The 14702-nt window shown below is 59.9% G+C and carries 12 protein-coding genes and 1 pseudogene; 3 read left to right on the top strand and 10 right to left on the bottom strand.

All coding sequences use genetic code 11. The features are described 5' to 3' along the window. Nucleotides 1–7: 7 nt before the first annotated feature. The 4 genes from JIO00_RS16875 to JIO00_RS16860 all read right to left on the bottom strand — a co-directional run bounded on the left by JIO00_RS16875 (nt 8) and on the right by JIO00_RS16860 (nt 4287). The gene (locus tag JIO00_RS16875) at nt 8–979 is read right to left on the bottom strand and encodes a TRAP transporter substrate-binding protein (protein WP_010455104.1); all 972 of its coding nucleotides are present in this window, start codon (nt 977–979) and stop codon (nt 8–10) included. 61 nt (nt 980–1040) lie between these two features. Further along, complete coding sequence (locus JIO00_RS16870; protein ID WP_145310595.1) at nt 1041–1934, bottom strand: SMP-30/gluconolactonase/LRE family protein; 894 nt, start codon at nt 1932–1934, stop codon at nt 1041–1043. A gap of 53 nt (nt 1935–1987) precedes the next feature. After that, nucleotides 1988–2806: an NAD-dependent epimerase/dehydratase family protein gene (locus tag JIO00_RS16865; RefSeq protein ID WP_200666358.1), complete on the bottom strand. Its 819-nt coding sequence runs from the start codon at nt 2804–2806 to the stop codon at nt 1988–1990. Nucleotides 2807–2991: 185 nt separating this feature from the next. Then, nucleotides 2992–4287, bottom strand: coding sequence for an OprD family porin (locus tag JIO00_RS16860; RefSeq protein WP_010455098.1), 1296 nt, complete (start codon nt 4285–4287; stop codon nt 2992–2994). Between the two features lie 319 nt (nt 4288–4606). Between JIO00_RS16860 and JIO00_RS16855 the strand changes: the two genes are divergently transcribed. Continuing rightward, the gene (locus JIO00_RS16855; RefSeq protein ID WP_010455096.1) at nt 4607–5227 is read left to right on the top strand and encodes a TetR/AcrR family transcriptional regulator; all 621 of its coding nucleotides are present in this window, start codon (nt 4607–4609) and stop codon (nt 5225–5227) included. 147 nt (nt 5228–5374) lie between these two features. Here the strand turns inward: JIO00_RS16855 and preA are convergent, their stop codons facing one another. From preA to hydA, 3 genes are all read right to left on the bottom strand, one after another. Next, a complete protein-coding gene (gene preA / locus JIO00_RS16850; protein ID WP_010455094.1) occupies nt 5375–6649 on the bottom strand; it encodes an NAD-dependent dihydropyrimidine dehydrogenase subunit PreA in 1275 nt (424 codons plus the stop codon). Further along, nucleotides 6650–8017 carry an NAD(P)-dependent oxidoreductase gene (locus JIO00_RS16845; RefSeq protein WP_077749282.1) on the bottom strand — a complete coding sequence of 456 codons (1368 nt, stop codon included), beginning with the start codon at nt 8015–8017 and terminating at the stop codon, nt 6650–6652. A 157-nt stretch (nt 8018–8174) separates the two neighbouring features. Further along, the gene (gene hydA / locus JIO00_RS16840) at nt 8175–9614 is read right to left on the bottom strand and encodes a dihydropyrimidinase (RefSeq protein WP_200666356.1); all 1440 of its coding nucleotides are present in this window, start codon (nt 9612–9614) and stop codon (nt 8175–8177) included. Between the two features lie 553 nt (nt 9615–10167). Here hydA and JIO00_RS16835 point away from each other — a divergent pair. Continuing rightward, nucleotides 10168–11652 carry an NCS1 family nucleobase:cation symporter-1 gene (locus tag JIO00_RS16835; protein WP_010455088.1) on the top strand — a complete coding sequence of 495 codons (1485 nt, stop codon included), beginning with the start codon at nt 10168–10170 and terminating at the stop codon, nt 11650–11652. A gap of 131 nt (nt 11653–11783) precedes the next feature. Further along, on the top strand, nt 11784–13067 hold the full coding sequence (locus JIO00_RS16830) for a Zn-dependent hydrolase (protein ID WP_077749280.1): 1284 nt from the start codon (nt 11784–11786) through the stop codon (nt 13065–13067). Between the two features lie 152 nt (nt 13068–13219). Here JIO00_RS16830 and JIO00_RS16825 read toward each other — a convergent pair whose 3' ends face one another. The 3 genes and pseudogenes from JIO00_RS16825 to JIO00_RS29855 all read right to left on the bottom strand — a co-directional run. After that, nucleotides 13220–13444, bottom strand: coding sequence for a hypothetical protein (locus JIO00_RS16825; protein WP_010455083.1), 225 nt, complete (start codon nt 13442–13444; stop codon nt 13220–13222). A gap of 263 nt (nt 13445–13707) precedes the next feature. After that, entirely contained in the window at nt 13708–14133 is a 426-nt protein-coding gene (locus JIO00_RS16820) for a hypothetical protein (RefSeq protein ID WP_077749279.1), read from the bottom strand. A 216-nt stretch (nt 14134–14349) separates the two neighbouring features. After that, a pseudogene (locus tag JIO00_RS29855) lies at nt 14350–14700 on the bottom strand (HAMP domain-containing protein); the annotation flags it as partial. Nucleotides 14701–14702 lie beyond the last annotated feature (2 nt).

The raw sequence follows: 14702 nt of genomic DNA, 5'->3' as shown, positions 1-14702 counted from the left end.
AGGAGGGTTACTGAACGGCTTCGATGCGCTTGATCAGGTCGGCATAAGGTGCGCCGTATTTTTCGCGGATCGAGGCGGTTGCCTCATAGAAAGGTTTCTTGTCGACGGTGATGAACTTGACCCCGGCGGCCTTGAGTTTTTCTTCACTGCTGGCCGTCTTCGCATCCCACAAGATGCGTTCTTGCGCCTGTGCGGCTTTGGCGGCTTTCTTCACCAGCGTCTGCTGCTCGGGGGTGAGTTTTTCCCAGGTGATTTTCGACATCACGATAGGCTCGGGCAGGATCAGGTGGCCTGTCAGGCTGTAGAACTTGGCGTTTTGATAGTGGTTGTGCTCAAGCAGCGTTGGCGGGTTGTTTTCTGCGCCATCGATCACACCGGTCTGCAAGGCACTGAAGATTTCGCCAGTGTCCATCGCGATCCCGTTACCGCCCATGGCGTTGATGGTTTCGATGAACATGGGGTTGCCCATTACGCGGATCTTCATGCCTTTGAGATCTTCGGGGTTGTTGACCGGTTTTTTGGTGTAGATGTTGCGAGTACCGCCATCCATCCAGGCCAGGGCAACCAGGCCAAACTCGGAATCGGTGATTTTGGCCAGGATCTCGTCGCCGACTTCACCGTCAATGACCTTGCGCATGTGCGCCTGGTCGCGGAACACGAACGGCATGTTGAACACGTTCACGTCCGGCACCACCGGCCCGACGATACCGAGGCTGACCCGCGCCATCTGAATGGCGCCGACCTGGGCTTGTTCAACCACTTCTTTTTCCGAGCCGAGCACACCGCCGGCGAACATCTTGAAGGTCAGGGCGCCGTTGCTGTCGGCCACCAGAGTTTTACCCAGTTGCTCCTCGGCCACCACGGTCGGATAACCAGTGGGGTGGATGTCGGCGAACTTGATTTCCAGCGCCTGAGCGGCACTGCTGAGGGTGAAGGCCAAAGGGAGTGCAGCGGCGAGCAAGGTGCGTTTGAAGTCCATGGGGGTGTCTCCAGTTTGTTATTTTTTTTGTATTCAAGGCGCAAGGGTGTAGCAGAAGCGGTTAAAGCAGATCGTTGAACAGCGGTTCCGGTAAACCTTTGACGCCGGGATTGAGCGCAAACACGCCGCCGGCCAGTGAGTGCGGGTCATCGTCGTCACCGGGGCGGATCGAGGTCACGAACAGCGTGTCCAGTCGACTGCCACCGAAGGCGCACATGGTGGGTTTTTTCACGGGTACGGCGAGGGAACGGTCCAGTCGGCCATCCGGGGTGAAGCGGTGAATCAGCCCGGCGTCGTTAGCGCAGATCCAGTAGCCGCCTTCGGCATCGACCGCAGCGCCGTCGGGGCGTCCGGGGAACTGATTCATGTCGACGAACAACCGCCGATTGGATGGCGTGCCGCTGTCGATGTCGTAATCGAAGGCCCAGATCTGCTGGACCAGGGGATGGGAATCAGACAGGTACATCGTCCGGCCGTCCGGGCTGAAGCCCAGGCCGTTGGGCACAATGAACCCGCCGAGTTGCGCTTCGAGCGGTCCGCGTTGCCCGGCGCTGTAGCGATACAACGTGCCATCGGCGGCGTTGGCGCCCATGTTCAGCACCATGCTGCCGGCCCAGAAACGGCCCTGAAGATCACAGCGACCGTCGTTCAGGCGCATGTCGACGCGGGCGTGATCGACGTGGGCCAGCAGTTCGCTGTCGAGGCTGCCGTCGTTGTGCGGCTGCAAATGGAAGAAGCCGCTTTCCATCCCGGCCACCCAACCGCCATTGCGGTGACGGGCGATGCAGGCGAGCATCTGCGGGGCTTTCCAGGCATTGACATGACCGCTGTCGGCGCTCCAGCGCTGCAATCCACCGGCAGGAATATCCACCCAGTACAGGGCGTTTTCCTCAGGGACCCAGACCGGGCTTTCTCCTACCGCGTTACGGGCATCAACAATCAATTCGGCTTGCATGGCAACTCATTCCCTTGGATTTTTGTTGTGGGGATCAAGTGAAGTCAGCGGCTTCAGTCACCGAACGGGCCGGACGCCACAAACGCGCCGCCCTGGTAAACCATGCCCGGGTCGTCCGCCGCAGGCATCGGCTGCGCTTCGACTTTTTCGCGGAACACTTCAGAGCTGTCCTGCGGTGCATAGCCCAAGGCGGTCGCGAAACGGTTGTCCCACCAGACGTTCTTGTTGTCGGACATGCCGTACACCACGGTGTGCCCGACGTTCGGCGCGTACAGCGCGCGTTCGAGCAAGTGGGTCAGGTCGCCGAAACTCAGCCAGGTGCTCATCATTCTGCGGTTCTGCGGTTCCGGGAACGAGGAGCCGATGCGGATGCTGACGGTCTCGATGCCGTAGCGATCGAAATAGAAACTGGCCATGTCTTCGCCGTAGGACTTGGACAAGCCGTAATAGCTATCCGGGCGGCGAGGGCAGTGGGCGTCCATGATTTCGCCTTGCTTGTAGAAGCCGATGACGTGGTTGGAACTGGCGAAAATCACCCGTTTCACGCCATGGCGGCGTGCGGCCTCGTAGATGTGGAAAACCCCACAGATGTTGGCACCGAGGATCTCTTCAAACGAGTGCTCCGTCGAGACGCCGCCAAAGTGCAGGATCGCGTCCACCCCTTCGACCAGTTGGTGGACGGCCTGCTTGTCCGCCAGGTCGCATTTGACGACTTCTTCGCGGTCATCGGTGGCGGGGGGCATGTCGGCGATGTCCGACAGGCGAATGACATTGGCATAAGGGCGCAGGCTTTCGCGTAGCACTTTACCGAGGCCACCGGCGGCACCGGTCAGCAACAGGCGATTGAAAGGGGCTGTGGAAGTGGTGGTCATGGGAGTCCCTTGGGGCGCTATTATTGTTGTAGGTTGTCGTATGACTTTGTTGAAGTATCGTAAGGCTTTCCGAGTCTTGTCAACGCGACTTTGGTTGAAAATGACGGAGGGTCATTTCACACATCCCTGTGATAAGAGGATCTTCTGACCACAGGATTGATGTGAGCCTGCAAGGGATGTCTGCCTTACAGCAACGAAATCGGGTAACTGATGAAAATGCGGTTTTCATCGAATTCGTTGGTGCTGAAGCTCTTGCGGATGGTCGCGTTGCGCCATTTGACGTTGAGGTTCTTCAGCGGGCCGCTTTGCACGGTGTAGGCCAGTTCCGACTCGCGGCCCCACTCCTTGCCATCGGTGATCGTCCCGGTGTGCACGTTATCGCCGCTGATGTAGCGGTTCATCATCGTCAGGCCCGGGACGCCGAGGGCGACGAAGTTATAGTCGTGACGCAACTGCCAGGATTTTTCCTTGGCGTTGTCGTAGCTGGAGTTGTAGCTGTCGTTGGCCAGGGTGCCGCCGCTGGTGCCGTTGACCCGCATCCAGACATCGTCGCCGCTGAGTTTTTGCAGGCCGACGTAGAAGGTGTTGCCGCCATATTTGGCCGAGAGCATGGCGAATGCGGTTTTGTTGTCGAGGTCGCCAGCGAAGGCGCTGCCGTCTTCCTTGCCGATGAAGTAACCGAGGTTGGCGCCCAGGGTCCAGTCGCCGATGGGCTGGCTGTGGCTCAGGTTGAAATATTGCTGCTGGTAAATGTCGCTGAGTTCCGAGTACCAGACGCCGACCTGGGTGCGCTTGTCGTTGAACGCGTATTCGCCGCCGCCGAAGTTGAAGCGGTCCGAGGTGAACGCGGCCTTGGTGTTCATGGACATGTCTTCCATGCTCGCATCGTTGCGCGGGCTGTTCTGGCGGAACTGGCCGCCGTAGAGCGTCAGGCCGCTGATCTCGGTGGACGTCACCTGGCCGCCACGGAAGGTTTGCGGCAGCGAGCGGCCGTCGTCGGAGCGCAGGATCGGCAGCACCGGCATCCATTCCCCGACCTTCACTTCGGTTTTGGAGATTTTGCCTTTGAGGGCCACGCCCATGCGGCCGAAATTGTCGGCCGGGCGGCCGTCGTCGTGGATCGGCAGCAGCTGGGTGCCGCCTGTGCCTTTGCCGCCGTCGAGTTTTTGCGAGTACAAGCCCAGCACATCCACACCGAAACCGACCGGGCCCGGGGTGAATCCGGACCTGGCGTCGAGGATGAAGTTTTGCGTCCATTCCTCAGCCTTGCCCTGGGGATAGGCCGGGTTGGTGTAATTGCGATTGATGTAGGCGTTACGCAGGTTCAACGTGGCTTTGGCGTCATCAACGAAACCTTCTGCATAGCTGGTCATCGGCAAGGCGAAGGCCAGGCCGCTGCAACCGATCAGGCTCAGGGTGGTGCGGCATACAAAGGTCGGGCGAGGGGTGCTGGCGAAGGAATTGCGGACGAGTTTGCTCACAGTGACGCTCCCTTGTTTCTTGTTGTTTTTATTTTTTTGTCATACGTCGTCGTACAACATTGGGGCGATTATTTGCGGGGCTTTCAGGGATTGTCAATCAGAAGTTATACGATGACTTGCGCCGGTGTGCTCGAATCCCTGTGGGATCCGGTTCGGCTCACGATTGTCGGGGGCAAGGAGCCGAGGAGACACCGCTGCTGCCTCGGAGGCCGGTCGAAAGGAGCGCCAGTTTACCTGCGAGTGAAGTTTCGTTTTTCCCTTGTCGCCGCGAGCTAGAGCGGATGCTAGTCTTGGCCAACGCTGTTGTCAGGGAGCCCTCATGGGCAATCACAAGATCGAGATTCGTCGCAGTAACGTCGAGAAGATTTTGCTGGGGGCCGAAAAGGTCTTCGCCGAAAAAGGCTTCGGCGGCACCGCCATGGCCGACATTGCCGCCGAAGTGCAACTGCCGCGCTCCAACCTGCATTACTACTTCAGCACCAAAAGCGAGCTGTACAGCGCCGTGCTGTTGGGTTTGCTGGAAGTGTGGAAGCAGGACGCGCTGTGCTTCGAGATGTTCGATGATCCGCGCGTAGTGCTCAGCAGCTACATCCGCGCCAAGATGAACCACTCGCGCAGCCGGCCTTATGGGTCAAAAGTCTGGGCCAATGAAATCATCCACGGCGCCCCCACCCTGGGCGTGGCGCTGGACGCGAGCCTGTACGACTGGGCCAAGATGAAAGAAGCGAAAATCCGCCAGTGGGTGGACGACAAACGCATCCTGCCGGTGGAGCCTTCAAGCCTGCTGTACATGATCTGGGCGTCGACCCAGCATTACGCGGACTTTGATCATCAGGTGAATATCCTCAACGACCATCAGCCGCTGTCGGACATGCAGTTCGAACGGGCGGTGCAGACGGTGACGAGTGTGATTTTGCGCGGGATCGGGTTGGAGCCTTGAGGTTTGCGGTGCGGCTGACGGCCTCTTCGCGGGCAAGCCTCGCGCCTGCAGGGCCAGCGTCGATTAATTAATCGTGGATCGACACAAAACCTGTAGGAGCGAGGCTTGCCCGCGAAGACGCAGGCGAAGGCTCAGGCGACGCAGATCTCAAACGGCGACGTGGTAGGGATTTCGTGGGTCATGATTCCAATCCAGAAACGGCTTGCCGTTCTCCATCGGCACCATCTCGATGCAATCCTCCACCGGGCAGGTGATCTGGCACAGGTTGCAGCCGACGCACTCATCATCAATCACTTCATACTTATGCGTTCCGTCCGCTTGCTTCAAACTGGCCACCGCCTGGTGCGAGGTATCTTCGCAAGCAATGTGGCAGCGTCCGCAGCCAATGCACGCGTCCTGATCAATCTTCGCAATCACTTGATAGTTGATGTCCAGGTACTTCCAGTCCGTGGTATTGCCCACTGCGCGACCGGAAAACTCCGGGATGCTGGCGTAACCCTGACTGTCCATCCAGCGTGACAGACCGTCCTTCATCTCCTCGACAATCCGGAAGCCATGCAGCATCGCCGCGGTGCACACCTGGACCGAGCCGCTGCCCAGGGCGATGAATTCCGCGGCATCACGCCAGCTGCCAATGCCGCCAATGCCGGAGATCGGCAAACCCTGAGTCTGCGGATCACGAGCGATTTCGGCGACCATGTTCAGCGCAATCGGCTTCACTGCCGAACCGCAATAACCACCGTGGGTGCTTTGGCTGCCCACGGCGGGATTGGCGACCATGCGCTCCAGATTGACGCTGGTGATCGAGTTGATGGTGTTGATCAGCGACACCGCATCGGCCCCGCCGCGATGGGCCGCACGGGCGGCGACGCGAATGTCGGTGATGTTCGGCGTGAGCTTGACGATCACCGGCAGCGAGCAATAGGTCTTGCACCAACGGGTGACCTGCTCGACGTACTCCGGCACCTGGCCGACCGCCGCGCCCATGCCGCGTTCCGGCATGCCGTGGGGACAACCGAAGTTCAATTCGATGCCGTCGGCGCCGGTGGCTTCCACCAGCGGCAGGATGAACTTCCACGACTCTTCGACGCAGGGCACCATCAGCGACACGATCAGCGCGCGGTCCGGCCAGTCCTTTTTGACCTGGGTGATTTCCCGCAGGTTGATCTCCAGCGAGCGGTCGGTGATCAGCTCGATATTGTTGAAGCCCACCACTTCACGGTTGGCACCGAAGAGCGCGGAGTAACGCGATGACACGTTCACCGCTGCCGGGTCTTCACCCAGGGTTTTCCAGACCACGCCGCCCCAGCCAGCCTCAAAGGCACGAACAACGTTGTAGGCCTTGTCGGTCGGCGGCGCGGAGGCCAGCCAGAACGGATTCGGCGATTTGATGCCGGCGAAGACAATCGAAAGATCGGCCATTTACGCAGCCTCCACGTTGAGCATCAGTTGAGCGTTGATGGCCTCGGCCGCCCGTTTGCCATGCTGCACGGCTTGCACGGTGAGGTCCTGATCGAGGCTGGTGCAGTCGCCACCGGCATACACGCCGGGAATGCTGGTACGCAGCTGTTCATCGACCTGGATTCGATCACCCTGGCGTTTGAGTTCGCGTGCCAGCGGATCGGCGAGGGCGCTGGCGTCGAAGGCCTGGCCGATGGCTTTGAAGATCGCGTCGGCGGCCAGCTCGAAGGTTTCGCCGGTGGTTTGCAGACGACCGTCCACCAGGTGCGTGCGGGCGAAGCGCATGCCGCGCACGTTGCCTTGGTCATCGAGCAGCACTTCTTCGGGTTGCGCCCACGTCAATAAGCGCACCTGATTGGCCTTGGCGATGTCCTGCTCGTGACCGGTGGCGCCCATTTCCTCGACACCACGGCGGTACACCAGATTCACGTCGTGAGCGCCGAGGCGGGCCATTTGCACGGCCATGTCGATGGCCGTATTGCCGGCGCCGAGGACGATGCAATGATCGGCCAGCGGCAGTTGGCTCAGGTCATCGGCCTGACGCAGTTCGCGGATGTAATCGGTGGCAGCGAGCAGGCCGGGTGCGTCTTCGTGAGGCAAACCGAGTTGCTTGCTGGCGGCCAGGCCGAGGCCAAGGAACACCGCGTCGAATTGCTGATGCAGTTCGCTGAGGGTCAGGTTTTCGCCGAGTTTCTGGCCGTGACGGATTTCGATGCCGCCAATCTGCAGCAGGAACTCAAGCTCCTTCTGCGCATAGTCATCCACCAGTTTGTACTTGGCGATCCCGTATTCGTTGAGGCCGCCAGCCTTTTCCCGTGCTTCGAAAATCACCACGTCGTGGCCATGCATCGCACTGCGGTGAGCGCAGGACAACCCGGCCGGGCCGGCACCGACCACAGCGATGCGTTTGCCGGTGGTGGCGGCGCGCTGGAAGGGGTGTTCGCTGAAGTGCGCGTTGTCGACGGCGTAACGTTGCAACAGGCCGATCAATACCGGTGCGCACTCGTGGTCGTTGTTGCGCACGCAGGCTTGCTGGCAGAGGATTTCCGTCGGGCACACCCGTGCGCAGCTGCCGCCGAGGATGTTCGCGGAGAGGATTTTCTGCGCGGCGCCCTGGACGTTGTCCTGATGGATATTGCGGATGAATGACGGGATATCGATCTCGCTCGGGCAGGCATTCACGCACGGCGCGTCGTAGCAATACAGGCAGCGCGAAGCTTCCAGATGCGCCTGACGGTCGTTGAGTGGCGGTGCCAGGTCGGTGAAGTGGCCGGCGAGGGCGGCCGCATTCTCATAGGGATGCGGGAGGTGGTTCAGGGACTTGATCACGGTGTTGGCCTCACGGTTATTGAGGTACTGCCTCTGATGGGCATTGGTTTTGTGTTGTCGCGGCCGGCCTCTTCGCGGGCTAGCCTCGCTCCTGTTTTTTGGATTGCGTGCCACTGTAGGAGCGAGGCTTGCCCGCGAAGGCCGAAGGCCTCGATTTTCAGCGTTTCACGGCAGTCGGCTTATTCTGCTCAGCCCGCTTGCTCAGCAAGTCAAACACCGCCGGATACGCCGGCCGTTCGACATACCGCCCGGCACCACGCTCAGCGCGCAGATCACCATCGACCCACACCACTCGGCCCTGGCTCACGGTATGGCTCGGCACACCGCGCACGGTCTTGCCTTCGAAGATGTTGAAGTCGACCTGCTGGTGGTGAGTCTTCGCCGAAATGGTCCGCGTGCCCTCCGGATCCCACAGCACCAGGTCCGCATCAGCGCCCACGCGGATCGCACCTTTACGCGGGTAGAGGTTGAAGATCTTCGCGGTGTTGGTGGAGGTCAGCGCCACGAAGTGCTGCATCGACAAACGGCCGGTGTTGACCCCTTCATCCCAGAGCACAGCCATGCGGTCTTCGATACCGGCAGTGCCATTGGGGATTTTGCTGAAGTCATCTCGCCCGGCGGCTTTTTGTTCGGCACAGAAGCAGCAGTGGTCGGTGGCGGTGGTGTGCAGGTTGCCTGATTGCAAACCGTGCCAAAGCGCTTCCTGGTGGCCGCGAGGACGGAAGGGCGGGCTCATCACGTAACCGGCGGCGGTCTGCCAGTCCGGGTGTTGGTAGACGCTGTCGTCCAGCAGCAGATGCCCGGCCAACACTTCGCCGTAGACCTGCTGGCCCTTGCTGCGGGCGTAGGTGATTTCGTCCAGCGCTTCCTTGGTCGAGACATGCACCAGGTACAGCGGCGTGCCCAGGGTTTCAGCAATGCGGATTGCCCTGCTCGCGGCTTCGCCTTCCACTTGAGAAGGTCGCGACAATGGATGCGCTTCGGGACCGGTGATGCCCTGGGCCATCAACTTGCGTTGCAGGTGATAGACCAGCTCACCGTTTTCCGCATGCACGGTCGGAACCGCGCCTAACTCCAGGCAGCGCTCGAAACTCGCTACCAGGGTGTCGTCGGCGGCCATGATCGCGTTCTTGTACGCCATGAAATGCTTGAAGCTGTTGACCCCGTGCTGGCTGACCAGCTCCGCCATTTCCTCGCGCACCTGTTCGCTCCACCAGGTAATGGCGACATGGAAACCGTAATCCGACGCCGACTTCTCGGCCCAGCCGCGCCACTGATGAAACGCCTCCATCAAGGATTGCTGTGGGTTGGGAATCACGAAGTCGATAATCGACGTGGTGCCACCGGCAAGGCCTGCCGCAGTGCCACTGAAAAAGTCTTCACTGGCCACGGTGCCCATGAAGGGCAGTTGCATGTGCGTGTGCGGGTCGATGCCGCCGGGCATCAGGTATTGGCCGCTGCCGTCGAGCACTTCGGCGCCGGCCGGAACATCAAGATTGTCGCCGATGGCTTTTATCACGCCGTCGGCGCAATAGACGTCGGCGCGATAACTTTCATCATGGGTAATAACGGTGGCGCCACGGATCAACAGAGACATTCCGAGTTCCTCGCAGGCAATGACCGACTTATGTCGGTTCTAAATGTTTTATATGAAGCCGGCGCAAACAGGTGTATTCCTGTCAGCGCTGTCAGGAATAGAAACTAGTCTGAGTTTATGGAATGAGCAAGAATATTTTTTATAAGCTTATATCTGTTTTAACATATTGATAAATAACGATTAAATTGTGAAATCACCAAAATGGTGTGGTCCTGAACCATTTTGACGCACTTGACAGGTTCTCAAAATGAACGAGATTTCTTATGTGAAATCAGCTGCTTGAGGATGGTCTATGGTTGATGCGCAACTTTGAAAAAAAGACCCATGCACCAGATTGAGCCCTGACGGTTCGGACAACTTGCCCGGCATTCGGCCTGAGTGAACAGGCAAGTAACCAAGGGACTATTTGGACGGTATATAAAAACTGATAAACATCAGTTGGTTGCGAAGTTTTTGTGGAACTGCCCGATGCGAAAACGGGGTGCCCGGCACGCTTATTGATGCCAACAACCCCTGATGAGCAAAAAATAATTCAAAGAACAGTGGAGCGGCCATGCAACAGATCAGATCGCAAGTGACCGAGCGCGACGGCTTGTTTGAGCTCGAAGCCGGCAGCGACGTCCTCGACAGTCCCCGTTACAACCACGACATGGCACCGACCAAGGTGCGTGAACGAACCTGGAACAAATGGCACATTACCGCCCTGTGGGTTGGCATGGCGATTTGCGTGCCGACCTACACCCTCGGCGGCGTACTCACCGCTTATTTCGGTCTGAGCGTCGGCGAAGCACTGCTGGCGATTCTGTTCGCCAATATCATCGTATTGATCCCGCTGACCCTGAACGCTTTCCCCGGTACCAAGTACGGCATTCCGTTTCCGGTGCTGCTGCGTTCGTCCTTCGGCATCCTCGGCTCCAACGTTCCTTGCCTGATTCGGGCGCTGGTGGCGTGCGGCTGGTTCGGCATTCAGACCATGTTTGGCGGACTGGCCATTCACCTGTTTCTCGGCTCGGTGTTCGATGGCTGGAAAGCCCTCGGCGGCACCGGCGAGGTGATTGGCTTCATGGTGTTCTGGGCCTTGAACCTGTGGGTGGTGATTCGCGGTGCGGACTCGATCAAATGGCTGGAAACCCTTTCGGCGCCGCTGTTGGTGCTGGTGGGCGCAGGCCTGCTGGTGTGGGCCATGCCAAACGTGTCGATGACCGAACTGATGGCGATCCCGCCCAAGCGCCCGGAAGGGGCCAGCGTGGTCAGTTACTTTGCCGCTGGGCTGACCGCGATGGTCGGGTTCTGGGCCACGTTGTCCCTGAACATTCCGGACTTCAGTCGTTATGCGAAAAGCCAGAAGGACCAGATCATCGGGCAAATCATCGGACTGCCCTTGACCATGTTCCTGTTCGCCTCGCTGGGCGTGGTAATGACGGCGGCCTCGGTCAAACTGGTGGGCGTCAGCGTCTCCGATCCGGTCACCCTGATCGGTCACATTCAGAGCCCGGTCTGGGTCGCGGTAGCCATGGCGCTGATCATCATTGCCACGCTGTCGACCAACACGGCGGCCAACATCGTGTCGCCGACCAACGATTTCCAGAACGTCGCGCCCAAGCTCATCAACCGCACGAAGGCGGTGATCCTCACTGGCCTGGTCGGCCTGGCGCTGATGGCCCATGAGCTGTTGAAGAAGCTTGGATTGATCGTTTCGGATCTGAGCCTGGAGACGGTTTACTCCAATTGGTTGCTGGGCTATTCGAGCCTGTTGGGGCCGATCGCCGGGATCATGGTGGTGGACTATTTCCTGATCAAGAAACAGCAACTGGACCTGGCCGGTCTGTATCGCGATGACGTGTACCCGGCGTGGAACTGGTTCGGGTTTATCGCGTTTGGCGTGCCGGTGGCGTTGACGCTGCTGTCCCTGGGCAGCGATGCGTTCAGCTGGTTTTACAGTTATGGCTGGTTTACCGGCTCGGCGCTGGGGGGGCTGATTTATTACGGGTTGTGCTCGATGCGGCCTAGCGCGTCAATCGCGAAATCTGCGGCGTGAGCACTGGCCTCTTCGCGGGCAAGCCTCGCTCCTACAGGTTCGCGTATTCCTTGCAGGAGCGAAGCTTGCTCGCGAAGACGGCCTCAAAAACACCAAAAAAATATTCATAAGAACTGCCTGAGGAGATCACCATGAACGCTGCTGTAGACGTTCTGCAGTCCACCCATCAGCACATCAACCGCGACCGCTTGTGGCAGTCGCTCATGGACCTGGCCAAACTCGGCGCCACGGTCAAGGGTGGCGTCTGTCGCCTCGCCCTGACCGACCTCGACCGCCAGGCCCGGGACATTTTCGTCAACTGGTGCGAGGAGGCCGGTTGCACCGTCAGCGTCGACGCCGTCGGCAACATCTTCGCCCGCCGCCCCGGCCGCAACCCGAACCTGCCCCCGGTGATGACCGGCAGCCACATCGACACTCAACCCACGGGCGGCAAGTTCGATGGCTGCTTCGGTGTGCTGGCCGGCGTCGAGGTGCTGCGTACCCTCAACGACCTCGGCGTTGAAACCGAGGCGCCGCTGGAAGTGGTGGTCTGGACCAACGAAGAAGGCTCGCGCTTCGCCCCGTGCATGATGGGCTCCGGCGTGTTCGCGGAAAAATTCACCCTCGAAGAAACCCTGGCCAAGGTCGATGCCGATGGCGTCACCGTTGGCGAAGCGTTGAATGCCATTGGTTACGCCGGCCCACGCACGGTCAGCGGCCACGCCGTCGGTGCCTATTTCGAGGCGCACATCGAGCAAGGCCCGATCCTCGAAGACGAACACAAAACCATCGGCATCGTCATGGGCGCCCTCGGCCAGAAATGGTTCGACCTGAAACTGCGCGGCGTCGAAGCCCACGCCGGCCCGACGCCAATGCACCTGCGCAAGGACGCCTTGGTCGGCGCTGCCGTGATTGTCGGCGCAGTGAACCGCGCCGCTCTCGGCCATCAACCTCACGCCTGCGGCACCGTCGGATGCCTGCAAGCCTATCCCGGCTCACGCAATGTCATCCCCGGCGAAGTGCGCATGACCCTGGATTTCCGTCATCTGGAACCGGCGCGCCTGGACTCGATGATCGCCGAAGTCCGTGAAGTCATCGAAACCACCTGCGAGGAGCACGGCCTGACCTTCGAACTGACACCCACCGCCGACTTCCCGCCGCTCTACTTCGACAAGGGTTGCGTCGAAGCAGTACGCGGGGCTGCGCAGGGTCTGGGGCTGTCGCACATGGACATCGTCAGCGGAGCAGGGCACGACGCGATCTTCCTCGCTGAACTCGGCCCGGCCGGGATGATCTTCGTGCCGTGCGAAGGCGGCATCAGCCACAACGAAATCGAAAATGCCGCGCCGGATGATCTGGCGGCAGGGTGTGCGGTGTTGTTGCGGGCGATGCTGGCCGCGTCGGCGGCGATTGCCAGCGGCCAGCTGGCGGCCTGAAGCGCGAACATGATCGTAGACTTTGGCAGCGCCTGCGCCGCTGGAGCCTACGATCTACTGTGATTCGGTTACACGTCTGCCCGGATACGAGAAACCCCGGGTAGATCGGATCTACCCGGGGTTTCCTGTTTCAAACGGCCCAAAGCCGTTAATCAATAGCGCTGATACTTCGAACCAAACTCAGGGCGGTTTTCCGCGACGTAGAGTTTGCTGGCCTGACTGTCTTTGTGATCAACGCCGACAGTGTTCACGTTCAATGTTGCCGGTTGGCTGACTTTGGCTGCCGCAACGACTTGCGAGGTGGCATGTGGGGCGGCGATGGCGGATGTAGCGCCAAGAACCGACAGGGCGAAACCAAGACCAATGATGCTTTTCATGATGTTGCTCCAGTAGAGTGGGGAGAAGATGTGGCCACTGTAGTGCTGGAGCGTCCCGATGAGAAAACACCCTTGCGCATAGTTGATATCGAGCGCGTTGATCCACTGTCAGCGGGGGGTGCTGGCCCAACGCTGCCTGAGTCGTTCGAGACGTCCGTCGCGTCTCATTTCATCCAGCGCCTGTTGCCAGCGCGCCATCACCACCACGCCGCCTGGGGCCGGCTCGCTTCCACATTTGATCTCTGGCGGTTTGCAGAGTTTGATCAGTAACGCTGATATTTGGAGCCGAACTCAGGGCGATTCTCCGCGACGACAACCCCCCCTTGTACAGCATTCTTCGGGCTGATCGACGCGACACGTTCGCGCAGTTCTTGCAGGCGATCCGCGCCACCTTCAGCCACACGCTCACGAAGCTCTTGCAGGCGATCAGCGCCGCCTTCGGCAACGCGGTTCTCGATCAGGCGATCGGAGCCACCTTCAGCAACACGGTTGTTTTGCAGGTTTTCAGAGCCATATTCTGCGACGCGATTCTGTTGCAACCGGTCCGAGCCACCTTCCACCAACAGTTGCTGGATCTGGCTGTGGGACGCAGCGCTGACGGTATTGGCCGACGCCAGGTTCGACAGGCCGAGGCCGCCAACCAATGCCAGACCGAGTACCAGGGACGAGACTTTCGAGAAGTTGAACATGGGTGATTCTCCGTGCGCTTGAATGTGTGTGGGTCGGTAGCTGCTGCTATCCGGTGAACACAGTTAAACGCCCGGGTGTATCGGTGATGTGTGCTTGAACGCGCTGAAATCGGCTTATACGTATCCGTTCGGGGTTCTTATACAGACGGATACAAAACCCTTGCCCCAAGCTGCGACAAGGGTTGTGCCGCGAGGGTGAGCTCGGCGCACAGGCCGCCGCCTTCGCATGGCGTTGAACGCCTTGGCGGCATGGGCGACTTCGGTCGGGCCTTTTTCGTCCAGATGCACCGCGTGGGTGTTCGGATCCAGGGTGTCCACTGCCTGGGCGAGGCGGGTGAGGGGGCGGATGGCGACCCTGACCGCCAGCCAGGTGCAGATCAATAAGAGGGTCAGTTGCACCAGCAGCACCAGCAGCACCATCGGCAGCCACGAGGACAACGGCATCACCGATGGCCGGACGTCGATGGTCAGCGGGCTGCCGTCGGCGAGTTTCAGGTGTGCCTGGAAGTGCTGTTGCGCACCTTGGATGCGAGTAAACGCCAAGGCATATTGCGCACCGACAGCGTCCG

This window comes from Pseudomonas sp. SW-3, from assembly GCF_016615645.1.
GTDB lineage: Bacteria > Pseudomonadota > Gammaproteobacteria > Pseudomonadales > Pseudomonadaceae > Aquipseudomonas > Aquipseudomonas mandelii.
The sequence above is the reverse complement of the archived record's forward strand: the minus strand, read 5'-3'. Positions and strand labels throughout refer to the sequence as shown.